The organism is Candidatus Thiothrix sulfatifontis, from assembly GCA_022828425.1.
GTDB lineage: Bacteria > Pseudomonadota > Gammaproteobacteria > Thiotrichales > Thiotrichaceae > Thiothrix > Thiothrix sulfatifontis.
This window is the reverse complement of sequence record CP094685.1, coordinates 2,992,454-3,015,343: the sequence shown is the minus strand read 5'-3', so window position 1 is coordinate 3,015,343 and position 22,890 is coordinate 2,992,454. Positions and strand designations below refer to the sequence as shown.

Genomic DNA, 22,890 nt, shown 5'->3' with positions numbered 1-22,890 from the left:
GCAATCATGGCAATCCAAGAAGTTTTAGTGCCAGACATTGGCAGCTTTAAAGATGTTGAAATCATTGAAGTATTGGTGAGCGTTGGCGATACCATCGCGGTGGAAGACTCGCTGATCACGATTGAATCCGACAAATCGTCGATGGAAATTCCGTCGCCGGTCGCGGGCGTGATTAAAGAGCTGAAGGTGAAGGTGGGGGATCGGATTTCGGAAGGGAGCTTGATGGTGGTGATGGAGGTGGCGGACACTTCGACTACGCTCAGTGACCGCCCCGCCGTTGCAACACCGCTACCCCGTTCCCTGAGCGAAGTCGAAGGGAACACCCCACCAAAACCTGAAATTGTTGTGCCGGTAACTGCTGCACCTAAACCCGCAGCACCCGCACCTGCCACCCCAAAACTCGACTTCAGCAAAGCCTACGCCACCCCGTCCGTGCGCAAGTTTGCCCGCGAACTCGGTGCAGACTTGAACAAGGTCAAAGGCTCTGGGCGCAAAGGACGCATTACCCAAGATGACGTGAAAGGCTTCATCAAGGATGTGATGAGTTTTGGCGGGATGCCATCAGCGGCAGCTTCCGGCAATACCTTGGGCGTTGCACCCATGCCGGACATTGATTTTAGCCAATGGGGTGCAATCGAAACTGTGCCGTTGTCGCGCATTAATAAGCTGACTGGCGAGTTTTTGCACCGCAACTGGGTACACATTCCGCACGTCACGCAGTTTGATCAAGCGGACATCACCGATCTGGAGGCTTTCCGCAAGCAGTTGAATGAGGAAAATGCCAAGTTGGGGATGAAAATTACCCCGCTGGTATTCATTATGAAAGCGGTGGTGGCTGGCCTGAAGGCTTACCCACGCTTCAATTCCTCGCTGGATGCGAAGGGTGAAAACCTGATCCGTAAAAGCTATTACAACGTCGGCGTGGCAGTGGATACACCGGATGGCTTGGTTGTGCCCGTGTTCCGTGATGTGGACAAAAAATCGATCATGCAGCTTTCCGAAGAGCTGAAAGAAATGTCGGCGAAAGCGCGTGACAAGAAGCTGAAACCGACGGATATGCAGGGCGGTTGCTTCTCGATTTCCAGCCTCGGCGGGATTGGTGGCACGAAATTTACCCCGATTGTGAATGCGCCAGAAGTCGCTATTCTGGGCGTATCCAAGTCCGACATTCAGCCTGTGTGGAACGGTAAGGAATTCGCGCCGCGCTTGATGTTGCCGCTGTCGCTGTCGTATGACCATCGCGTGATTGATGGTGCGGATGGCGCACGTTTCACCACTTACCTTGCCAAAATGCTGGGTGATATTCGGAGGTTGCTGGTATGAGCAAGATTATCGAAGTCAAAGTCCCCGACATTGGCAGCTTCAAAGACGTTGAAATCATTGAAGTGTTGGTCGATGCCGGTTTCCAGATTGAGGTGGAAGATTCGCTGATTACCATTGAGTCTGATAAATCGTCGATGGAAATTCCAAGTCCCTTGGCTGGCACGATTAAGCAGATGTTGGTGAAGGTCGGGGATCGGGTGTCGGAAGGGTCGGCGTTGCTGTTGTTGGAGGTGGGCTTCGACTCCGCTCAGCCCACGGACACAGCCCAGCCCACGGACACTGCTGCTCCTCCCCGTTCCCTGAGCGAAGTCGAAGGGAACACCTCTGTTGATCTCGAAACCGAACTCGTCGTTCTAGGCTCTGGCCCCGGCGGTTACACCGCTGCGTTCCGCGCTGCTGACCTTGGCAAAAAAGTGGTGCTGATCGAGCGTTATCCCAACATTGGTGGCGTATGCCTCAACGTCGGTTGCATCCCCTCCAAAGCGTTATTACACACGGCGGAGGTGATCAATGAGGCTAAGGAATTTGCCAAGCATGGCGTGAAATTCGGCGAACCGGACATCGACCTTGATGCCGTGCGAGCGCACAAAAGCGATGTGGTCGGCAAGTTGACCACGGGTCTGAAAGGCTTGGCGAAGCAGCGCAAAGTGCAAATTGTGCACGGCTACGGACGTTTCACCTCGGCGCACACGATTGAAGTGACGGCTGACGATGGCAGTAAGCAGACCGTGAAATTTGCCAATTGCATCATTGCCGCCGGTTCGCGGGTCACGAAATTGCCGTTTATTCCGTGGGACGATCCACGGGTGATGGATTCGACTGATGCGTTGGAGTTGCCAGAAATCCCTAAGCGGATGCTGGTGGTGGGCGGTGGCATTATCGGGTTGGAAATGGCGACGGTTTATCACGCGCTCGGTGCAAAAATTACCGTGGTGGAACTCTCACCCGGACTGATGCCCGGTGCGGATCGTGACATTGTGAAGCCCTTGCACAATCAGATTAAGGGGATGTACGAGAACATTTACCTGAATACCAAAGTCACCGCGATTACGCCGACGGCAGAAGGTTTGGTGTGTGCGTTTGAGGGCAAAGGTGCGCCTGCGACGGATACGTTTGACCGGGTGTTGGTAGCGATTGGACGTTCGCCGAATGGTGGGCTGATTGACGCGGGCAAGGCAGGGGTGTTTGCGGATACGCGCGGCTTTATTCCGGTGGATAATCAGATGCGTACCAATGTGCCGCACATTTTCGCGATTGGTGACATTGTGGGACAGCCGATGCTGGCGCACAAAGCCACGCACGAGGGCAAGGTCGCGGCGGAGGTGATTGCGGGGCATAAAGCTTATTTCGATGCGAAAGCGATTCCGTCAGTGGCTTACACCAGCCCGGAAGTGGCGTGGATGGGCAAGACCGAAGAGCAGTGCAAAGCGGAAGGGATTGCGTATGAAAAAGGTGCGTTCCCTTGGGCGGCGAGTGGGCGGGCGTTGGCGATGGATGCCAGCAACGGCATGACTAAGGTGTTGTTTGATAAGGCAACCGGGCAACTGATTGGCGCTGGCATTGCGGGCAAGAATGCCGGTGAGCTGATTGCCGAGGCGGTGCTGGCCTTGGAAATGGGGGCGGATATGCACGATATGAGTTTGACGATTCACCCGCATCCGACGCTTTCTGAGACGCTGAACTTTGCGTCAGAAGTCGCAGAGGGGACTTGCACGGATATTTACGCGCCGAAGAAGTAGGATTTTGAGTTTGACTCCTCACGTTAAGTGAGAAACCGGTTGGCGGCTCGCGTGAACAACGAGCCGCTTTTTTTTGCGGTTATTTTTGGGCGCTGACACCCATCAGGTGTTCGACTTTTTGTGTGTGTCGGAAGCCTGCGGCTTTGAGGCGGTGGATAACGCCATCGACAAAGCTGCTGCCTTTTTTGACGACGTGTGGATTGCCGGTGTAGTGGAACAGCCGTCCGTCGCGGCGTAGTACCCGGAAGATTTCGCGGTAGAATTCTTCGCTGTATAGCTCTCCGGCGAGGGAAAAACGCGGGGGGTCGTGAATGACTGAATCAAAAGAAGCCGCAGGTAGGGTGCTTATTAGTTCGTAGCTGCTGCCTTGGCGTTGCGCAATTCCTGCTTGCTTTAAGTCGTTTGACCAAGGGTTTAGCGCTCGTAGCCCCATGACTTCTGGGCTTAGTTCGATGCTGAGGACTTCGCTTGCACCGAGGCGGTGAGCGGCGATGGCGGCGTAGCCTAATCCGCTACAGCAATCCAGCACTTTGTCACCTTTGCGCACGGCTTGTTGAGCCATCGCGGAGGCGCTGGTAAAGGGGTCTGTGCCTTTGGAGATGTGCATTTTGACACCGCTAATTTCTAGCAACGGTGCGCCAGCGGTGGGTACGAGCTTGTAGTAGCCAGTGCTGCGGTCTTCCAAGGGGGTCATTGCGCCATCGCGACAGAGGTAGATTCGCTGGGTCTTTTTGACGATGCTTTTGAGGGTGTCGATGGAGAGGCGATTGTCTGCGTCGAGTATTAGGTGCTGGTCACTTAGGGCAAAGTCTTGTTCGGAAAGGTTCAGGTCGGTGGAAAGGCGGACGTGGGGAAGTCCAGCGGTGATGGCTGCTAGGGCTAGTTGGGCGTTGTCTGTGTGGAGGTAGTAGTTGGGCATAAATCGTTAGTGATATTCCCAAGGATTGAATAGCTCGGCTGTGCTTTGTTCCATGTCTGAAGTGTTTCTTGTGGCTACAGCACAATTATAAGTTAGTCCTGAAACGGCTATAAGCCCGTCTAGGGTTGGCATTGTTCTTCCAGCTAGTTCCGCTAAACCTTGAATAGAACCCCAGTTAGTCACAACTTTTAAGTCAATGGGGATAATTCGATTTTCAAAGCGTTTTTTTAGGTCTTCTTCGACCCATATCTTTAATTTCTGCTTTCTATTTTGATCGGGATCTTTTTGAATGCCTTTGTGTATTTCACCAAACGTTAATATGCTTAAAAATAAATTAGCTTCATCTTGAGCTTGCAACCATGAAATAACATTTTTATTGGGTTCTCTTTTTATGACCTCAGAGATAACACAGGTATCTAGTAGGTATTTCATAGTTCAATATCTCTTGGCATATCTTTATTTCTTGAGAAATCAAGCTCACTTTCTACCAAAGGTGAGTTTCTGAAGAATGATACCAAGTCATCTTTTGGCTTAATAAATCTTACATAGTCTTCAAATGAAATGATAACGACAGCATTGCTTCCATGCTTAGTGACAAACTGAGGTTTGTGGTGTATTGCACTATCGACTAATTGGCTGAATTTGCTTTTTGCATCTTGGAGTTGCCATATGTTCTGTTCCATAGCTCTAATCTCAATTTAAACTGGACAGACTAGACAGTATTTTCTTTTCTGACTTTTGTCAAGTGTGTGAGGAATCTATGTGCAGATAACGTCCAGTGTGACGGGCGTGGCGACGCAAAGCTTGGTCAAAGCTGTCCCCGCGTCCGTCGTCGAGAACCTTGTTGGCTATTTATTTGCTGTAATATCGGAAAGACTACCTGAAGCATATTTATGCAAGATGCTAGATAAAAGTGTTTGGTAAGGCATACCCTCTACTAACGCCCTTCTTTGAAGAACAGCAAGGTCGCGGCTTGATATTCTTATGTTTATTCTTTTATCTTTTTTGGAAGCCTGAACCGCAGATTTTTTGAGAAACTCTCGACGTGATGGCGTTATATCTGACTTAAATTCGTCAGCATCGAAAGCATCTAAAACATCTTGTTCTTCTGTATCTAATTTATATTCTTTCATTTTTATCTCCAAGGTAATGTTTAGTCGCTTTCCTACTTGGGATGATTGTCTTTAAGAATATTTCTTCATCACTTTCGATGTACGGCACCAAGTATGCATATTCATCAATGGATACGACGAATATTCGTTGATGGGGATACTTCTCTTTGTTGGGATGAACCATGTCATCAAGTAAGCATCCTGATTGTAAAGAAAACACCACATCTTCAAACAAAATATTCCGTTCTTCTATGAGCGTCTGATTTTTGATCGAATTCCAGTTGATAGATTTCATAAGATGAACGTTAGCATATTTGTGTGCCTATTGTCTTCACCTATGCAATCGAAAATTTGGTGTGAGGTGAGTAGATGCTCTTATACGTCAACGTCTAGCATGACGGGCGCGGCGGGGAGTAAGCCGTTAAAAATCGCGGGCTGTCACCGCGTCCGTCGTCGATGTGCTTGTTAGCTCTTAAAGACCGAATGCTTCATAAACATCTTTGGCATGACCATATACTGTTTCAGCAACTTTTACGGAATCCAAAATGGTTTTTGCTCCTGCCAGCCATTTTTTTATTGAAACTTTATCTGGTTCTTTTGAATCTTGCATTTCATCTTTTACAGATTCAAACTTTCTTTTTGCTTTTGCTAATTCATCATCATTTGAATCTAAAGCAGCTATTAATGCATCTAGTTTCTTCATGATTTCTTGTTTTTCATTATATGTTGCACCAATATTTATATCTCCACTCTCAATTATTCCTGAGTGATTATCTCCTTGCATAATGTTTGCTGAATTATTTGCAGAATAGCTTCTTTGCATTTCTAGTGCTCCATTGTTACCGTTTTGAAGAAGATTAAAATGTTGTTGAACTGGATGGGAATGTTGGAATGCATTGGTCTTTAGTTCGGAGAAAAAATCCTTATAAAAAGAGTTGATATTTTTTTCTACTTGATAGTTTTGCTGAAGGAATGATATTCTATTTTTAAGTGCCATTATTATTTTTTGAGTTTCAATTGAATGGTCGGCATCTAATATATCATCAAAATCATCCCCGTTTTGAATTCTTCTTATGTATTCATCTAAGTCTCTTTTGACGGTTTTTGTGCTAGTATTAATGCCATGTTCAATTATTGTTATTTTAAAAGCAATTTTGTCTTCGACACTAGCATCTATTGAAATATTTACTTTATAACCTTTTGCTTTTGCATACTCTTCAAATCCTTTAAGTAGATCTTGAAAAAGCGGCTTTCTTTCTTCTGGAATATCAATGTAAATATAGCCACCCAAGTCAGGAGAATCACTGTTATTTCCTATGTCGCTAATGTTGATTTTATTTACACTTTCCCCTTTGTTTTCGAGAAACTTAAGTATACGATTTAAAGCTAAAATTCCAAATGATATATAGAACAAAGGCATTAACAGATTTAATAGACCTTATCTATAAAAAACTAAAATACATTGATAATAATTATCAATGGCAAGATATACAGCCAGAGTGTAAATTCCTAACAGTAATAATAGCCTAGAGTAGGGATTAACGGCATGGCGGAGTACAGCTTTAACGCATTGAAATCCAATGAAAAGGCATTTGTTGCCATGACCAGTCTCAACGTCAAGGAGTTTTTGAGTTTGCTCGAACGGTTCAGTTCAGCTTACCAAACTGACCTACACGCACGGGGCAAACGTGTTAATGAGACGCGGGGTCGTTCTGATGGGAAACTGGCATTAATAGAAGACAAACTGTTTTTCATTCTGTTTTACCTGAAGACCTATCCTTTACAAGAAGTGCTGGCGCATTCATTTGATCTTCCCCAAAGTGTGGCAAACCACTGGATACACCGCTTATGCCCGGTATTACAAAGTGCATTGGATAAGATGGGACATAAGCCCATTCGACTATCCTCAGAATTAATGGGACGGCTAGCAGAAGAAGGGCAACAGGAATTGGTTATTGACGGAACAGAGCGGAGAATCCAGCGCCCCGTGGATAATGATGTCCAGCGTGAATACTATAGTGGTAAAAAAAATCCCATACGGTTAAAAACAATGTCATCGTTGGCTGTGCTGACAGACATATCAAATACTTAGGGAATACCCACTCAGGCAAGAAGCATGACAAGAAAATTGCCGATGAGGAGCAGACCCGATTACCGGAGGGTTCTGTGATTTTACGTGATTTAGGCTTCAAGGGAGCTGACATGGGAAAAGGTGTCACCGTCATTGAGCCAAAAAAGAAGCCACGGAATAAATGCCTGACCCCGCAAGAAAAAGAAGAAAACCGTCAAATTTCTGCCCGCAGGGTAGTCGTTGAACATATCATCAGTGGTATTAAACGCTGCCGATGCCTGAAAGATGTGTACCGTAATTTAAAAGATGACTTTGATGACCAGATTATGGAAATTGCTTGCGGACTACACAACCTGAGAAACTCCATGAGAAATCCCATCTATTGAAAGTTTTAAAAACTTTTAGATAAAAATTATTTATAGATAATGTTTAATGAATTTAAATAATAATCAATCATGGTCTTTTCTTAAATATAAAATAAATTATTGAGTTATGACGAAGCTAACGCCCTGCATGACGGCGCGGCGGTAAACTGGTTGATCGGAGTGGCGGGCTGTCACCGCGTCCGTCGTCGAATAACTCGTTATGCTATTTATGGAGTACATGAAATGAATGTATTGCCATTCCAGTAAGTTAGGATAATATTAAGAGAGTTTACAAACTCTACTTCTCTTCTCTTTGGTTTTGAACCTATAACAATTTCTAGATTCGCTTTGTTTTTATGTTCAAAGTTATATTCTAATATTTGGCCAATAGCGGAACGAATCGCATATTTTGTTTCAATGTTGTCGGTTGGTTTTATCTCTGAGAAAAATAATCTTCCGTTTTTTCTATATTGAACATCTATATAGTTATCATCTTCTGTTGGTACTATATTCTTCTCTTTCAGAAAATAAATAAACCTTGCCTGCAATATACTATGAAGTGGATTTATAGTTCTTTTTCCTTCAATCCAATACTCAAAAGCTTCTTTTGATGTTGAATTTCTTCTTGTTATATTATATTGATCTATTAGTTGTTGTGATGTTTTCTTTTTGTTTAAAGGGATGTTTTTTAATAAACTCTCATCGAACTCTCCATCTGTCAACCAATTATATATTTCATGGTCAAGCGGTAAGTTGTTATTAATAATCTCAAGTGCCATAGATTGGCTTATTGCTTGGTGGCTACCGTGTCTTAAAACAAATTTTTCTTTCCCTATTATTTCGATAGGATCTAAAGGAATTGGTTCATCAAACCAATGAAAATGCTCCTGTGGGCATCTCCATCTTATCCATTGATAGTTTTCTTCCCAATGATTTAAAAAAACATTGTTGTTGTTATTAAAAGCTTTTTTAACAGAAGTAACTCGCCATAAGTCTCGATGTCGATCATATATTCTCAATTCATCGGCAATTAATCGCATATCTTCTCTTGTGTTATGGTAGACATTTGTTGCTATGCCAAGTGCATATTGAATACCTTTGTAAGATGCAATTAATATGATACCCAAATCCCCTGTATTGGAGTAATTTAAAAGAGAGTCAGAAAACTCTGAATGAAAAACCTTGTGATTTCTCCAAATATTACTAGGAGAATTATTCCATTCTTCATGACCATAACCGAACTCCTTCGCAAAACCACTAGTGGCTTTATGACCAGATGGTTTAATGTAATGATTAGAGTTCCAAACAATAGGCTTTAAAATTATAGCTTTCATCAATATCTAAGTTCTCTGGAAAGTGAGCTTTTGTGCATAACGAGGGTGTAGGAAAACCCCCAATTTTGAGGGGTGTCTATTTTATAACTATATGATTAATAAGGTTTTAAAATTTCAATTTTGGGGTTATTCTCTTGTTTTCAGATGTATTTTCTATCCCACTGATCCCACTGACAGACTCAACAGTTTATTAGGCGGCGTTCTGGAATATCAGGATAGGAAGCCTGCGCTCAATCGGTGTGCACACGCCGCCTATCTGGTTCGTCGAGAATTCCGCATAGTCTGGCATTATCATAAATCGTGTCCCCAAAATTCAGTTAATGTTAATGGATAAGAAGCATACACGAAGCCCCGTAGAACCGGCAACTACGTATTCCCATGAGTTCTGGGAAAACTATACGCTTTTTCTTATCAAACAAGGTGTTACTCAGAAGTATGTAACGTGGTATGTGTTGCGTACTAAGCAGTATATTGCTTACTTTCCCGACGACCATATCCGTACCCATACACCCCAACAGGTAGAGGAATATCTCACCAAAGTGGGGCGTGAAGTCAACTTGAAAGCCTGGCAATTTGGGCAAGTCGTCGATGCTATACGGATTCTGTTTTGTCTGGCATTGAAAAAAAGTTGGGCAAACGACTTCGATTGGGAATATTGGTCAGCGTCGGCGAAAAAGTTGGAAGCCAACCATGCCACCGTTGCCCGCGATTACACGGATGCCCTCGAAGGTCTGGAGGGATTGGAAATGCTCGAAGGGGAAGAGCGTTGTTCCAATGAGCTTTACCAACGTTACCAGCCAGCCTTAGCTGAAGTGGTCAAAGTGGTACGCCTCAAAAATTACGCGATGCGCACTGAACAAACCTATCGTGGTTGGATTTCCCGGTTTTTCTACTTCCACAAACCCAATGACGTGCATGATTTGGGAGGTAAAGAAGTCAAACAATACCTCGAATACCTTGTGCTTAAACGCAATGTGTCGGTTTCCACCCAAAAGCAGGCATTAAATGCGCTTGCGTTCCTGTTTAATCAAGTCTGGAAAAAGCCGCTGGATGATTTGGGCGACTTTATCGGTTCAAAACGCCCGCGTAAACTGCCGGTGGTGCTGTCCCGCGATGAAGTGCGCCGCGTATTCCAACACCTGAAAGGAACGCATCACTTAATGACGGGCTTGCTCTACGGTGGCGGTTTGCGCCTCATGGAATGCGTGACCTTGCGGATTTTGGATGTGGATTTTGATTACAACCAACTGCTGATCCGCAATGCCAAAGGGTTTAAAGATCGGATTGTGCCATTGCCTGAGCGTTTCAAAGAGGCGCTTATTTATACCCATGTGCTGAATACGCTCGGTATCAGTGTACGCAGCCCCGCCGATATGATTTAGTGAGCCGGAGAGACGCTACCGCCCTGATCTGTACTGACCCCACCCGATGCGTTGCGTTGATTTTGCGACAAGCGCCTATAATTTACACTTGATTGCGCCGGATTACAAAAATTAATCGCACCTTAAGCACCATCCCCCGCCACCACACGTCTTTGCTCGCCCACACTATTCCCGACTAAACCACTAGGTAATACCATCCCTGAATGGGTGCTTATTTCGAGTATGCGTCAGGATGGTGTAAACTCGCGCCCAGATATTCAAGTTGACTGAGGAAAACAGAATGACAGACATGACCCGTGACCACGTTGAAACGCTATTGAAAGGCATCAAAGACCGTTATTTGGAGCAGGACATCGTATCCCTGCATCAAGTAAAAGACATCCGTGTGGAAGGCGGCCACGTAGCCGTCAGCGTGGTGCAAGGCTATCCGGCGGGCAACTATCGGGATGAATTGGCAGCAGAAATCAAAGCCGCCTTAGCCGCCGCTGGCGCAACCAACACAGACGTCAGCGTCACCACCCAAGTGGCAGCACACGCTGTGCAGAAAAGCGTCAAGCGTAAAGACGGCATTAAAAACATTATCGCGGTCGCTTCCGGCAAAGGTGGGGTCGGCAAATCCACCACCGCCGTCAACCTCGCACTAGCCCTGAAAGCCGACGGCGCAACAGTCGGCATGTTGGACGCGGACATTTACGGCCCCAGCCAGCCGCGCATGTTGGGCATCAGCGGTCAACCCGAATCCAGCGATGGCAAAAGCCTAGAGCCAATGCAAAACCACGGCATTAAAGCCATGTCGATTGGTTTTCTGATCGAAGAAGACACCCCCATGATCTGGCGCGGCCCGATGGTCACACAAGCACTGGAACAATTGCTGGGTGACACCAACTGGGGCGATTTGGATTATCTGGTCATCGACCTGCCACCCGGCACGGGCGACATTCAATTGACGCTTTCCCAGAAAATCCCGGTATCTGGCGCGATCATTGTCACCACTCCACAAGACATTGCTTTGTTGGATGCGCGTAAAGGTCTGAAAATGTTTGAGAAAGTCGAAGTGCCGATCTTGGGTATTGTCGAAAACATGAGTATGCACATTTGTAGCAACTGCGGCACGGTCGAACACATCTTCGGCGAAGGCGGCGGTCAACGCATGGCAGAGCAATACGGCGTGAATTACCTCGGTGGTCTGCCACTCGACATCAAAATCCGTGAGCAAGTCGACAACGGCAACCCGACCGTGGTGGCTGACCCGGATGGCGCGGTCACGCAAATCTACAAAGAGATTGCCCGCAAAGCGTCGGCACGTTTGGCACAAAAAGCCAAAGACTACAGCACCAAGTTCCCGACCATTAAGATCATGAACGTTTAATACCCCTCACCCCCCAGCCCCCAGCCCCCTCTCCCTCAAGGGGCGAGGGGGAGCAAGATAAAGATGTTTTCTTAACCCCTCTCCCCTTGAGGGAGAGGGGTTGGGGTGAGGGGTTCTTCGTAATCCATTACTTGCGTCCTTCGGTGTACCCCCCTATGCTTTGCCCCCATTAGTGCCGCCAGCATAAAGGATACCCATGAACTACGAAGGCATCGAAACCCTCCCGCTACAGGAATACACCGAGAAAGCCTATCTCGACTATTCCATGTACGTCATTCTTGACCGCGCTTTGCCGCATCTTGGCGACGGCTTAAAGCCCGTACAACGCCGCATTGTCTACGCCATGTCCGAATTAGGGCTGACGGCGGCCTCCAAACACAAAAAATCAGCGCGTACCGTCGGTGACGTATTGGGTAAATTCCACCCGCACGGTGACTCGGCGTGTTACGAAGCGATGGTGTTAATGGCGCAACCGTTTTCCTACCGCTACACGCTGGTGGATGGGCAGGGCAACTGGGGTTCGCAAGATGACCCGAAATCGTTTGCGGCAATGCGTTACACCGAATCGCGTTTGACCGCTTACGCCAAAGTATTGCTGCAAGAATTGGGGCAGGGCACGGCGCAATGGCAACCGAATTTTGATGGGTCATTGGAAGAGCCAACCATTTTGCCCGCACGTTTGCCGAATATTTTGCTCAACGGTGGCAGCGGCATTGCGGTGGGGATGGCGACCGATATTCCGCCGCATAATTTGCGTGAAGTGGTGAATGCGTGTTTGCATTTGCTGGATCATCCGAATGCGACCTTGCAGGATTTGCATCAGTACATTCCCGCGCCAGATTTTCCTACCGAAGCCGAAATCATTACGCCAGCGGCGGATTTCCTCGCGCTGTATGAAAAGGGTAACGGCACGTTTAGAATGCGGGCGCGTTACGAAATCGAAGACGGCGACATTATTATTACTGCCTTGCCGTATCAGGTGTCGGGTAGCAAGATTCTGGAGCAAATCGCCGCGCAAATGCAGGCGAAGAAACTGCCGTTGGTGGAAGATTTACGCGATGAATCCGACCACGAACAGCCGGTACGTTTGGTGATTGTGCCGCGTTCCAACCGCGTGGACGTGGACATGCTGATGTCGCATTTGTTCGCCAGCACCGATTTAGAGCGCAGTTACCGCGTCAATATGAATATGATCGGCCTGAATGGTCGCCCGCAAGTCAAAAACTTGCTGCATATTTTGACCGAATGGCTGACCTTCCGGCGGCAAACGGTGACGCGCCGCTTGCAATGGCGGCTGGATAAAGTCGAAAAACGCCTGCATTTGTTGGCAGGTTTGCTGGTGGCATTCCTCAATATTGATGAAGTGATCCACATTATCCGCACCGAAGACGAGCCGAAAGCGGTGTTGATGCGCCGCTTCGAGTTGACCGAAATTCAGGCGGATTACATCCTCGATACCAAATTGCGCCAGTTGGCACGTTTGGAAGAAATGAAGATTCGCGGCGAATTGGACGAGTTGGAAAAGGAAAAAGAAACTTTGCTGGCATTGCTGGGTTCGGATACTAAATTGACCAGTTTGATTCGCAAAGAGCTGAAAGAAGATGCGAAGTTGTACGGCGATGCGCGGCGTTCGCCCTTGCAAGAACGGGCGGCGGCACAAGTGTTGGACGAAACCGCGCTGACACCTTCTGAGCCGGTGACGGTGGTGGTGTCAAAAATGGGCTGGATTCGCTCGGCAAAAGGGCATGATATTGACCCCGCTTCATTGAGCTATAAGCAGGGTGATGAATTCCTCACTTCGGTACGTGGGCGTTCCAGCCAGCAAGTGGTGTTGCTGGACAGTACCGGGCGCACCTATTCCTTGCCTGCCAATGCCTTGCCATCGGCACGCGGGCAGGGTGAACCGTTGACGGGCAAGCTGGCACCACCGGCAGGCGCGAAGTTCCAATACGCACTGATGGGTAAAGACAGTGACAATTATTTGCTGCATTCGGCGGAAGGCTACGGTTTCTTGTGTACGTTTGGTGAGATGCAAAGCCGGGTGAAAGCAGGCAAAGTGACGCTGACCGTGGGTGACGGCGTGGCGATTTTGCCGCCATTATTGGTGACGGATGTGGCTACCGATTCGCTGGTGTTGGTGTCATCGTCAGGTTATGTGTTGGTGATGGGCTTGCAAGATGTGCCGCAGCTTTCCAAAGGTAAGGGCAATAAGTTGATCAGCCTGAAAAAAGGCGGGTTGGGCATTGCCGATGAAACGGTGCAATTCGCGGTGATTTTGCCAGCAAATGCGGCGTTGCTGATTCGGGCGGGTAAGCAGTTCAAAACCATCAAAGGTGCGGAACTGGAAGAATACCGCAGTGAACGTGCGAAACGTGGCAAATTGTTACCAAAAGGTTACCAAAATGTCACTGGTCTGGAGATAAGCGTCAATTAGTAGGGAAAACTTGAATCCAGCCCCGCGTAACCTACTATTTAGGGCATAACATCTAACCTAGAGGTCGAAAGACATGATGCGGATTATTTTACTGGCACTGACCAACTTTGCGGTCATGGCTGTGTTGTTTGTTTCGATGAATATTATCGGCAGGCTGTTCGGCATTAATATGAGTGCGGGCAGCATGAGCGGCATTCTGATAATGGCAGTCATTTTTGGTTTTGGCGGCTCATTTATCAGCTTGCTAATGTCCAAATGGATGGCAAAGCGCAGCATGGGCGTGCAAATCATTGAAAATCCACAAACTGCGCAAGAACGGTGGTTGGTGGAAACCGTGCGTCGCCAAGCCGAAAAATCGGGCATTGGGATGCCTGAAGTCGGGATTTTCTATTCACCCGACCCGAATGCGTTTGCGACGGGTGCCAGCCGCAATAATGCGCTGGTAGCGGTCAGCCAAGGCTTGTTGGATCACATGACAGCGGATGAAGTCGAAGCGGTGTTGGGGCATGAAATCGGTCACGTTGCCAATGGCGACATGGTGACGCAAACCTTGCTGCAAGGCGTGTTGAACACCTTTGTAATTATTTTTGCGCGGTTGATTGGCATGGTGATCGATAACTTCTTCCGTGGTAACAATAGCGAAAACAGCGGGCCGGGCATCGGTTATTACGTGGGTTCGTTCATTGCCGATATTCTGCTGGGATTTTTGGCGACCGCGATTGTGATGTGGTTTTCACGTTACCGCGAATTCAAAGCGGATATTGCCGGTGCGGATTTGGCCGGTCGTCAGAAAATGATCAATGCGCTGAAACGCTTGCAAAGTGCCCATGCGGTACACGATTTGCCCGGTGAAATGGCAGCATTCGGTATCGCGGGCGGTTTAGGCAGTGGCTTGAAGAAAATCTTCATGACCCACCCGCCGCTGGAAGACCGGATTGCAGCGCTGCAAAACATGCACTAAACCTCTATAATCCTCGGTTTCATCCTGAACCGGGGATTTCTCTGTGTACACACTCCTACGCGATCTGCTGTTTTTATTGCCCGCTGAAACCTCACACCATTTGTCATTAAATTCGCTGAAACTGGCGGGCAAAACCGGCTTGTTAGGCAAACCGGCGGCGTTGCCGGGTAAGGCTGTCACGGTCATGGGCATTGAATTTCCCAATCCCGTCGGGCTGGCTGCCGGGTTGGATAAAGACGGCGAATACATCGACGCATTGGCAGCTTTGGGATTTGGCTTTATTGAAATTGGCACGGTGACACCGCGCCCGCAACCCGGCAACCCGAAGCCACGTCTGTTTCGCTTGCCGGAAGCCCAAGCCATTATCAATCGCATGGGCTTCAATAATCATGGCATTGAGCATTTGCTGGAAAATGTCCGCAAGGCGCGTTATCCCGGCATTATTGGGATCAATATCGGTAAAAACTTCGATACCCCGGTTGAAAAAGCGGTGGATGATTACCTGATTGGTTTGCGTAAAGCTTACCCTGTGGCGCATTACATCACGGTCAATATTTCTTCGCCGAATACGCCGGGTTTGCGTACCTTGCAATACGGGGATGAATTGAAGCGTTTGTTGGTCAGCTTGCGTGAAGAGCAGAGCAAACTGGCGCAGCAAGTCGGGCGTTACGTGCCAGTGGCGATTAAGGTTGCGCCGGATTTGAGCGAAGTGGAAATCCGCGACATGGCACAGGTGTTTTCTGAGGTGCAGATTGATGGCTTGATTGCGACCAACACGACTTTGGATAAATCAGCCGTGCAAGGTTTGCGCCATGCCAATGAACAAGGTGGATTGAGCGGTAAGCCGTTGACACAGCATTCGACGGAAGTGATTCGGCAGTTCCGCGCGGATATGGATAGCCGGATTCCGATTATTGGGGTCGGGGGAATTTTGTCGGGGGCGGATGCGCAAGCGAAATTGGCAGCCGGTGCGAGTTTGGTGCAGGTTTACAGCGGGTTTATTTACCGGGGGGCGGCGCTGATCGGTGAGTGTGTGGAGGCTACAAAAAAGGCCGGGTGATACCGGCCTTTTTCTTCAGATCGTGAAATCTGATTATTTAGCAGCAGGAGCAGCAGGTGTTGCAGCCGCAGGAGCAGCCGCTTCAACTTTTACTTCAGCAGCAGGAGCGGCTGGAGTAGCAGGTGTTGCCGCCGCAGGAGCAGCGTAAGGCATTGCTGGTGCAGCAGGTGTACCAGTCATTTTTTCTTGTTGTGCAGCCATTGCTTTGCGCTGTTCTTCAACTTTCTTGAAGAAAGCGTCAGCTTGAGCGCGTTGCATTTCCATTTGCTTTTGGATTTGCTCGAAGCTAGGTGCCTGCATCCCGTAGCCCGGTGCCATCATCATTGGGCTGTAACCGTAACCAGGCATTTGGCCTTGAGCAGGTGCTGCTGGCATTTGGCCTTGTGCTGGCGCTTGCTGCATCATGTAAGGTGCGCCGTAACCACCGTTGCTGCCGTTAGCAGAAGTGTTGCTGGAACCGTACATGTTGTTGTAGTTGTCGCCGTAACCGTAGCCACTGCCTTGTAAATTGGTTGAACCATCGCCACGGCCTTGACCGTAAGCGTCAGTTGCCAAATCGGTTTTGCCTTTGCCTTTGAAAGTGATGCTGAAGTCAACTTCGCCGTCAGCATCGCCTTTGCCACGACCCCAACCGTTCACATCGCTGGCGCCAGTGCCGTAACCTTGGCCTTGACCGCCAGTGTTGCCTTGACCTTGAGAAGCGCCTTGGCCTACAGCGTTGCCGTTGTCAAACCCGTCGAAGAATTCAGCAGATGCAGCACCGGAAGCAGCCAGTAATGCGATCATCAGGACGATTTTCGTGTGTTTCATGAGATATACCTCTAGCGGATAGTGGGGCGCCCGTCGGCGCGTAAAAGGGATTTCATTAATATAAGTAAATCATAATATTCTGATTGTGCTAATGCAATACCTGCGGGACATATTTCTGTTTTTTCATGACGATTTGTTGATTTAAGTTAGAATACCAACATTGATCGAACTACAGGTGAACAAATGGTTATCACAAGTGCTGATGCTGCCCTGGCCATGGCAGAAGCTGATTTATTGTATTCCGCTGAGGATATTGCGCTTACGTTGGATAAAATGGCGGCTGAAATTACCGCAAAGTTGGCGGATAAAAATCCACTGGTTTTGTGTGTGATGACCGGCGGGGTGATTTTGACGGGGCATTTGCTGACGCGCTTGGCCTTTCCCTTGGAACAGGATTATTTGCACGCTACCCGTTACCGTGGGGCGACCAGCGGTAGCAAAACGATTACGTGGTTGCACAAGCCTGATACGTCACTGGAAGAGCGGCATGTGTTATTGGTCGATGACATTCTTGACGAAGGTTATACCTTGCGTGAAATTACGCAGTGGTGCCGGGAACAGGGCGCGGCGAGTGTACACGTGGCAGTGCTGGCGGATAAGCAACATGCGCGGCGGGTTGACGGCGTGCGGCGCGATTTTTCGGCGTTGGAATTGCCGGATCGCTACGTGTTTGGCTTTGGGATGGATTACAAGGAATATTGGCGCAATGCCAACGGTATTTACGCAGTAAAAGGGTTGTGAAATGAGTGATATTGAATTTGCAGTAATCGGCGGCACTGGGCTGACCGCCATTGAGGGTTTGGAAGTTATTCACCGTGAAGTGGTGCACACACCCTACGGTGAGCCGTCCGGTCCGGTGACGCATGGCATGATTGCGGGTAAGCGCATTGCGTTTTTGGCGCGGCACGGTTACACCCACAATATCCCCCCGCATCGGGTGAATTACCGCGCGAATTTGTGGGCGTTGAAAAGCTTGGGCGTGAAAAAAATCGTGGCGGTTGCCGCAGTGGGCGGGATTACGCCGGAGATGCAGCCGATGCGTTTGGTGATTCCCGATCAGATTGTGGATTACACGCACGGGCGGGCGCATACCTTTTTTGAAGACGGTTTGGTTGATGTGACCCACATTGATTTTTCTTGGCCGTATTGTGCGGAAATGCGTCATGCGTTGCTGGCAGCGGCTGAATCCGCGCAGTTGGATGTGGTGCCGCGTGGCACGTATGCCGCTACCCAAGGCCCGCGTTTGGAAACCGCTGCTGAAATTATCCGTCTGGAACGCGATGGCTGCGATTTGGTGGGGATGACGGCAATGCCGGAGGCTGCACTTGCCCGCGAATTGGAGCTTTGCTACGCGACGTGCGCAGTGGTGGCTAATTGGGCGGCTGGTAAAGACAGCGAGGAAATCACCATGGAAGATATTCAGCAAAATTTAGTGGGTGGCATGGCGAATGCGCGGGCACTGTTGCGGGCGTTAGTGTGCTGAGGACGCTTGGATAATCAACCACCCTTGTATTTGCAGCCAGTGGCTTCACGGCGACTGGCTGTTTTTATGGTGGCAAGCCATGTGCTGGCGGCGGTCGTGGTGGGCTTGATGCCTGCGTTGCCGGTGTGGGGCAAGGGCTTGCTGCTGGTGTTGATCGCGGTGTCGTTGCGTTATTACTGGCGGCTGCATATTAGCCGGGTTGCGCCGGATGCGGTGCAGGAAGTGCGCTTGTATCAGGTGGATAATGCGTTGGTGCGTACTGCGGCGGCTGGGTTTTTTGCGCGGTTGGATGATAGTAGCTTTTTGCATCCGTGGGGGTGTGTGCTGAATTGGCGGGCGCAAAACGGCAAATTGTATTCGCTGATTGTCATGCCGGACAGTGTGCCGTCGGATGTTTTGCGGTGTGTGCGCGTGCGGGTGAAGTTTTATGGTTGATCATGTGCCAACGAATCATTTTCCATTGCATCTGTTTTTTGAGCGTCTGAGCCGTGCGGGTATCGCGGTGAGTATCCGTGACTATCGGCGCGTTGGTCGGGTGTTGGCGACGGATGGCGAATGGACATTGCAGCGGCTGGAACGGGTGCTGGGCAATCTGTTGGTGCATGATCGGGATGACCGTTTGCTGTTTCAGCATGAATTCCGCACGTTTTTTGCGGCATCGGAAGGGGATAGCGTTGCTGTTGATGTACGGCAGTGGCGGGATGACATTGCGCGGTTGTTGGCTGATGGGGTGGCTTCGCTGCCGTTGGCAGAAGAAACCCCCTCTAACTCCCCCTTATCAGGGGGAGAACCACAAATCACGTCCGCATCAAGCGCTGGCTCCTCCCCTGATAAGGGGAGGTTGGGAGGGGTTTCTTCATGGTGGTTGGTAATAGGCACAATCCTGATTCTGGCTATCGCAGCATTCACCGCATGGAAATATTATTCTGCTGATAGCACGCTTCCCACACCACAACAACCCGATTTACCCGTCACCACTCAAACCGATACCCTCAATGGCAAACCGCCGATTTCCGATATGAGAAAAGTGCAGGTAGCGCAACAGTCTGTTGAACCCGCGACAGACAAGCGCATTCTGCCTGAGCTGTGGTTGCCAGGTGCGGTCTTGGCGGCGTTGCTGGCAGCGGGATTGTTGGGGGTGTGGTGGACACAGTATCGCCCGCCCAACATCCGCAAGAAAATCCCGTGTGACCCGACCTTACCCGCGCAGTATTTCGATGATGCCAGTGTGGGCGGGGCAATACCGCCTTGGTTGGCGGAGACGGATGCGGATCATCTGACCGATCAGTTGAGCTATACCCTCACTGACCAGTACACCCGTGAACTCGATATTCCCGCCAGTATCCGCGCTACTTCTGAGTCAGGCAGTGTGCCGGTGTTGCGGTTTCAGAAGCGCCGTGATTTGCAGCGTGTGCTTATCCTCACCGATCAGCTTGTGCCGCAACAGGGGTGGCATCAATTGCCTGCTGAATTGATGCAAGCCTTGCAGGTGCGGGGCGTACATCTGACGTTTGGGCGCTTTAACTACAGCCCGGAACGCTTCATTGATCAGCACGGGCGGGCGCAACGGCTGGAGGATTGGGAGGAATACCGTCATCACCTGTTGCTGCTGATTTTTGCGGATACGCATCAGGCGGAAGGTTTGCAGGAATTCCCCCTGGCGGGATTGGCCGGATGCGCGGCTGCTGACGCGGCAGGAGCAGCGTGATTGGGATTTCCGCGAGCAGAATTTGCAGGCGCAAGGGGTGCGCTTGTTGCAGGCGGATGCGACGGGTATCCAGCAAGCGTGGGGTGAAGCGGCACGGCGACCAGCGGCATTGGAGGCGGCGCGTTGGGAGGTGGAAGGGCAGAAACCGGACGAATCCGACGCGGCGTATCTGGAACGGGCGCTGGGGGCGGCGTTGCCGTGGGCGCAAGCCTTGGCGTATTACCCCGGTGCGTGGTCGTTGGCGGCGGCGGAACGCTTGCGGGAGGCATTGTTTGCGGATGTGCCGCGTTTGGCGTTGCAGCGGTTGTTGGGGTTCCGGGAACGTGGGTGGCAGCGGGTGTGGCGGTGTTTGAGTCACGGATGCAGGCGGCGTTGCGGGAGGGGTTTCTGCGGCGTACACGGGCGGAACAGGCGGCGGTGGTTGGGGGTTGGTTGGGGATGATGGAAGAGGAAACCCCCGCTTCGGTTTCTCTTGCATGGGCAATTTGGCGTTGGAAGTGTATTCGGCTGGTGTGGGTGCTTGACCCGGATTAGGCGGCAGAGGATTTGCACGCTTTGGTGGTGTCTGTGCCAGCGTTGGGTGAGGCGATTCGGGAGGAGGTGGCGCAATTGCCGGAGGATGGGGTAAGCGTGGCGTTGCTTGTGCCTGCGACGCGCACGGGGCGGCGGCATTTGTTGGCGTTGGGGGAGGCGTGCGGGCTGAAGCAGGCGGTGGTGTATGCGGCAGCGCCTTGGTTGCGGAATGCTGGGTGGTGAGTGTGTTGGCGGTGGGGGTGTTGGTGGGGATTGGGGGGTGGAATCAAAGAGAAATCCCCCCAACCCCCCTTTTGCAAAGGGGGGGGAAAGAAGTGCCTGTGCCGCATGTGGTCAAAATTCCCGGCGGTACATTCGAGATGGGGTGTGTGGAAAACAAAGATTGCGAGGATAGAGAAAAGCCTGTTCACACCGTTACCGTCCCCGCGTTTGAAATGGGGACGTATGAAGTCACGGTTGGGCAGTTTCGTGCTTTTGTGGAGGCTACTGGCGATCAAACGACGGCGGAACAGCAGGGGTCGTGTTGGTCTTATGATGGTAAGGACTTGAAGGATGTTCAAGGTAACTCATGGCGCAAGACAGGCTACACCCAAACCGAGGATAGCCCCGTGACTTGTGTAAGCTGGCAGGATGCGCAAGCCTATCTCAAGTGGTTGAGTGAACAGACTAAACAGGCATGGCGCTTGCCGAGTGAGGCTGAATGGGAATATGCCACCCGTGCGGGGACAAAAACGGCTTACAGTTGGGGCGACCAGCCGCCAGTGTGTGATACGCAAGCTGCCAATGGCGCACAATTCACGAATTGCAAGGAAAACTCCCCGATTAACGTGGGTAGTTTCAAACCTAACCCGTTTGGCCTGTATGACGTACACGGTAATGTTTGGGAATGGGCGGAAGATTGTTGGGAGTCAGATTACAAGGATGCACCTGTGGATGGCAGTGCCCGTCAGGGCTGCGACGCGAATGCGTCGCGTGTGTTGCGTGGCGGGTCGTGGTTCACCACTCCTCGGAGGTTGCGTTCCGCGTATCGCTACACCAACTCGCCAGGCGCCCGCTACCTCAATGTTGGATTTCGCGCTGCCAGGACAATTAACCCTTTACCCTTTACTGAGGGCGGCACGAAGGATCAATCGTGCACCAGTTGTTCAGAAGGGACAGGTGGATCAGGTTGCTTCTTTTTCCCCGACGATGGTGCAGATGCCTGCTGGTAAATTCACGATGGGATGTGACCCCAAGCGGGATGATGTGGAAGGTGGGTGTTCCGACGACGAGAAACCAGCCCACGAAGTCAACGTGCCGACTTTTTGGCTGAGTGAAACCGAAGTGACGGTGGGGCAATACATGGCGTGTGTGAAAGCGGGTGCTTGCCCTGAACCGGCGTGGCAGGAAAAGGGGGGTGAATACAATACCACGACGGGTACAAATGACTTGTATAAGAAAATGGGCGCAGCCCTCACAGGTGATAACTACCCGATTGTTGGGGTCAGTTGGCAAAATGCTCAAGCGTATGTGCAATGGCTCAGTAAGCAGACCAGTAAAAAGTACCGTCTGCCGACCGAAGCGGAATGGGAATACGCAGCGCGGGCAGGTACGGATATGGCGTATTCGTGGGGGAATAGCATCGGCAAAAATAATGCAAATTGTTACAAGGATAATTGGTGGCGACAAATTTGACTATACTTCTCCTGTAGGCAGCTTTGCGAAAAGCCCGTTTGGGCTGTCTGATATGCACGGCAACGTGTGGGAGTGGGTGGAGGATTGTTGGCAGTATGATTATAAGGACGCCCCCGTTGATGGCAGAGCCCGTCAGGGCTGCGACGCGAATGCGTCGCGTGTGTTGCGTGGCGGGTCGTGGAGCAACTTACCTCAGAGGTTGCGTTCCGCGTATCGCAGCTACGGCACGCCAGACGACCGGGACCTCAATGTTGGATTTCGCGCTGCCAGGACTAATTGACCTTTTTCCTTTATTGTCAGTGCCACCGGATTTATGGGTTTAGATAAACTTTATCCGGTGGGCAGGTGGTGGGGTTACGCTCGGTGTACCGCGCTTGGCGCGGTCGATTTTTTTTGAGGTAGGTATGGAACGCAAGCAAGTTCAGCCATCAACGCCAAAGGCGGTACAGGATTGCCATGACTTGTCGTTATGGATGCTCCCGCACCTCTACAAGTTGCCGAAAAATCGTCGCTATACGTTGGGGAAAAGCTCGAAAATCGGGTATTGACCATTCTTGAATCGTTGGTAACAGCCGCCTACGCACCCATGACCCTTTTTCCGGGCTTCGCAAG

General features: G+C 50.0%; 24 protein-coding genes. 17 read left to right on the top strand and 7 right to left on the bottom strand.

Annotated features, from left to right (window positions below):
• Window positions 1-6: 6 nt before the first annotated feature.
• Both aceF and lpdA read left to right on the top strand, forming a co-directional pair.
• Window positions 7-1,323, top strand: a complete 1,317-nt coding sequence (gene aceF / locus L3K52_14980; protein UOG91485.1) for a dihydrolipoyllysine-residue acetyltransferase — start codon at window positions 7-9, stop codon at window positions 1,321-1,323.
• The gene (lpdA, locus tag L3K52_14975) at window positions 1,320-3,062 is read left to right on the top strand and encodes a dihydrolipoyl dehydrogenase (protein UOG91484.1); all 1,743 of its coding nucleotides are present in this window, start codon (window positions 1,320-1,322) and stop codon (window positions 3,060-3,062) included. The genes aceF and lpdA overlap by 4 nt, the downstream gene beginning before the upstream one ends.
• A 79-nt stretch (window positions 3,063-3,141) precedes the next feature.
• Here lpdA and L3K52_14970 read toward each other — a convergent pair whose 3' ends face one another.
• The 5 genes from L3K52_14970 to L3K52_14950 form a co-directional block, all read right to left on the bottom strand.
• The gene (locus tag L3K52_14970; protein UOG91483.1) at window positions 3,142-3,981 is read right to left on the bottom strand and encodes a methyltransferase domain-containing protein; all 840 of its coding nucleotides are present in this window, start codon (window positions 3,979-3,981) and stop codon (window positions 3,142-3,144) included.
• 6 nt (window positions 3,982-3,987) lie between these two features.
• Window positions 3,988-4,413, bottom strand: coding sequence for a type II toxin-antitoxin system VapC family toxin (locus tag L3K52_14965; GenBank protein ID UOG91482.1), 426 nt, complete (start codon window positions 4,411-4,413; stop codon window positions 3,988-3,990).
• On the bottom strand, window positions 4,410-4,664 hold the full coding sequence (locus L3K52_14960; GenBank protein UOG91481.1) for a type II toxin-antitoxin system Phd/YefM family antitoxin: 255 nt from the start codon (window positions 4,662-4,664) through the stop codon (window positions 4,410-4,412). The genes L3K52_14965 and L3K52_14960 overlap by 4 nt, the downstream gene beginning before the upstream one ends.
• 165 nt (window positions 4,665-4,829) lie before the next feature.
• A complete protein-coding gene (locus tag L3K52_14955; GenBank protein UOG91480.1) occupies window positions 4,830-5,114 on the bottom strand; it encodes a hypothetical protein in 285 nt (94 codons plus the stop codon).
• A 451-nt stretch (window positions 5,115-5,565) separates the two neighbouring features.
• Window positions 5,566-6,513, bottom strand: coding sequence for a hypothetical protein (locus L3K52_14950; GenBank protein UOG91479.1), 948 nt, complete (start codon window positions 6,511-6,513; stop codon window positions 5,566-5,568).
• A gap of 126 nt (window positions 6,514-6,639) precedes the next feature.
• Between L3K52_14950 and L3K52_14945 the strand changes: the two genes are divergently transcribed.
• Together L3K52_14945 and L3K52_14940 are read left to right on the top strand one after the other, a co-directional pair.
• Complete coding sequence (locus L3K52_14945) at window positions 6,640-7,185, top strand: transposase (protein UOG91478.1); 546 nt, start codon at window positions 6,640-6,642, stop codon at window positions 7,183-7,185.
• Entirely contained in the window at window positions 7,173-7,550 is a 378-nt protein-coding gene (locus tag L3K52_14940; GenBank protein UOG94019.1) for a transposase family protein, read from the top strand. Before L3K52_14945 ends, L3K52_14940 begins: the two co-directional genes overlap by 13 nt.
• A 206-nt stretch (window positions 7,551-7,756) precedes the next feature.
• On the opposite strand, the gene L3K52_14935 is transcribed toward L3K52_14940, so the two are convergent.
• Complete coding sequence (locus L3K52_14935; protein UOG91477.1) at window positions 7,757-8,863, bottom strand: hypothetical protein; 1,107 nt, start codon at window positions 8,861-8,863, stop codon at window positions 7,757-7,759.
• A 452-nt stretch (window positions 8,864-9,315) separates the two neighbouring features.
• Here L3K52_14935 and L3K52_14930 point away from each other — a divergent pair, with 452 nt between their 5' ends.
• The 5 genes from L3K52_14930 (at window position 9,316) to L3K52_14910 (ending at window position 16,069) form a co-directional block, all read left to right on the top strand.
• The gene (locus tag L3K52_14930; GenBank protein UOG91476.1) at window positions 9,316-10,245 is read left to right on the top strand and encodes a phage integrase N-terminal SAM-like domain-containing protein; all 930 of its coding nucleotides are present in this window, start codon (window positions 9,316-9,318) and stop codon (window positions 10,243-10,245) included.
• Window positions 10,246-10,525: 280 nt separating this feature from the next.
• Window positions 10,526-11,614: an iron-sulfur cluster carrier protein ApbC gene (gene apbC / locus L3K52_14925; GenBank protein ID UOG91475.1), complete on the top strand. Its 1,089-nt coding sequence runs from the start codon at window positions 10,526-10,528 to the stop codon at window positions 11,612-11,614.
• A gap of 196 nt (window positions 11,615-11,810) precedes the next feature.
• Complete coding sequence (parC, locus tag L3K52_14920) at window positions 11,811-14,048, top strand: DNA topoisomerase IV subunit A (GenBank protein UOG91474.1); 2,238 nt, start codon at window positions 11,811-11,813, stop codon at window positions 14,046-14,048.
• A gap of 73 nt (window positions 14,049-14,121) precedes the next feature.
• Window positions 14,122-15,009, top strand: a complete 888-nt coding sequence (htpX, locus tag L3K52_14915; protein UOG91473.1) for a protease HtpX — start codon at window positions 14,122-14,124, stop codon at window positions 15,007-15,009.
• 43 nt (window positions 15,010-15,052) lie between these two features.
• Window positions 15,053-16,069: a quinone-dependent dihydroorotate dehydrogenase gene (locus L3K52_14910; GenBank protein UOG91472.1), complete on the top strand. Its 1,017-nt coding sequence runs from the start codon at window positions 15,053-15,055 to the stop codon at window positions 16,067-16,069.
• Between the two features lie 33 nt (window positions 16,070-16,102).
• On the opposite strand, the gene L3K52_14905 is transcribed toward L3K52_14910, so the two are convergent.
• Complete coding sequence (locus tag L3K52_14905) at window positions 16,103-16,879, bottom strand: hypothetical protein (protein UOG91471.1); 777 nt, start codon at window positions 16,877-16,879, stop codon at window positions 16,103-16,105.
• 183 nt (window positions 16,880-17,062) lie between these two features.
• Between L3K52_14905 and L3K52_14900 the strand changes: the two genes are divergently transcribed.
• The 8 genes from L3K52_14900 to L3K52_14865 all read left to right on the top strand — a co-directional run bounded on the left by L3K52_14900 (window position 17,063) and on the right by L3K52_14865 (window position 22,278).
• A complete protein-coding gene (locus L3K52_14900; GenBank protein ID UOG91470.1) occupies window positions 17,063-17,620 on the top strand; it encodes a hypoxanthine-guanine phosphoribosyltransferase in 558 nt (185 codons plus the stop codon).
• A 1-nt stretch (window position 17,621) separates the two neighbouring features.
• The gene (locus L3K52_14895; GenBank protein UOG91469.1) at window positions 17,622-18,362 is read left to right on the top strand and encodes an S-methyl-5'-thioinosine phosphorylase; all 741 of its coding nucleotides are present in this window, start codon (window positions 17,622-17,624) and stop codon (window positions 18,360-18,362) included.
• 6 nt (window positions 18,363-18,368) lie between these two features.
• Window positions 18,369-18,797, top strand: coding sequence for a hypothetical protein (locus L3K52_14890; protein ID UOG91468.1), 429 nt, complete (start codon window positions 18,369-18,371; stop codon window positions 18,795-18,797).
• The gene (locus L3K52_14885) at window positions 18,790-20,070 is read left to right on the top strand and encodes a hypothetical protein (protein ID UOG91467.1); all 1,281 of its coding nucleotides are present in this window, start codon (window positions 18,790-18,792) and stop codon (window positions 20,068-20,070) included. The genes L3K52_14890 and L3K52_14885 overlap by 8 nt, the downstream gene beginning before the upstream one ends.
• The gene (locus L3K52_14880) at window positions 19,979-20,512 is read left to right on the top strand and encodes a hypothetical protein (protein UOG91466.1); all 534 of its coding nucleotides are present in this window, start codon (window positions 19,979-19,981) and stop codon (window positions 20,510-20,512) included. Before L3K52_14885 ends, L3K52_14880 begins: the two co-directional genes overlap by 92 nt.
• Before the next feature lie 104 nt (window positions 20,513-20,616).
• A complete protein-coding gene (locus L3K52_14875; protein UOG91465.1) occupies window positions 20,617-20,826 on the top strand; it encodes a hypothetical protein in 210 nt (69 codons plus the stop codon).
• The gene (locus tag L3K52_14870; protein ID UOG91464.1) at window positions 20,763-21,815 is read left to right on the top strand and encodes a formylglycine-generating enzyme family protein; all 1,053 of its coding nucleotides are present in this window, start codon (window positions 20,763-20,765) and stop codon (window positions 21,813-21,815) included. Before L3K52_14875 ends, L3K52_14870 begins: the two co-directional genes overlap by 64 nt.
• The gene (locus L3K52_14865) at window positions 21,802-22,278 is read left to right on the top strand and encodes a formylglycine-generating enzyme family protein (GenBank protein UOG91463.1); all 477 of its coding nucleotides are present in this window, start codon (window positions 21,802-21,804) and stop codon (window positions 22,276-22,278) included. Before L3K52_14870 ends, L3K52_14865 begins: the two co-directional genes overlap by 14 nt.
• The last annotated feature ends 612 nt before the right edge of the window (window positions 22,279-22,890 follow it).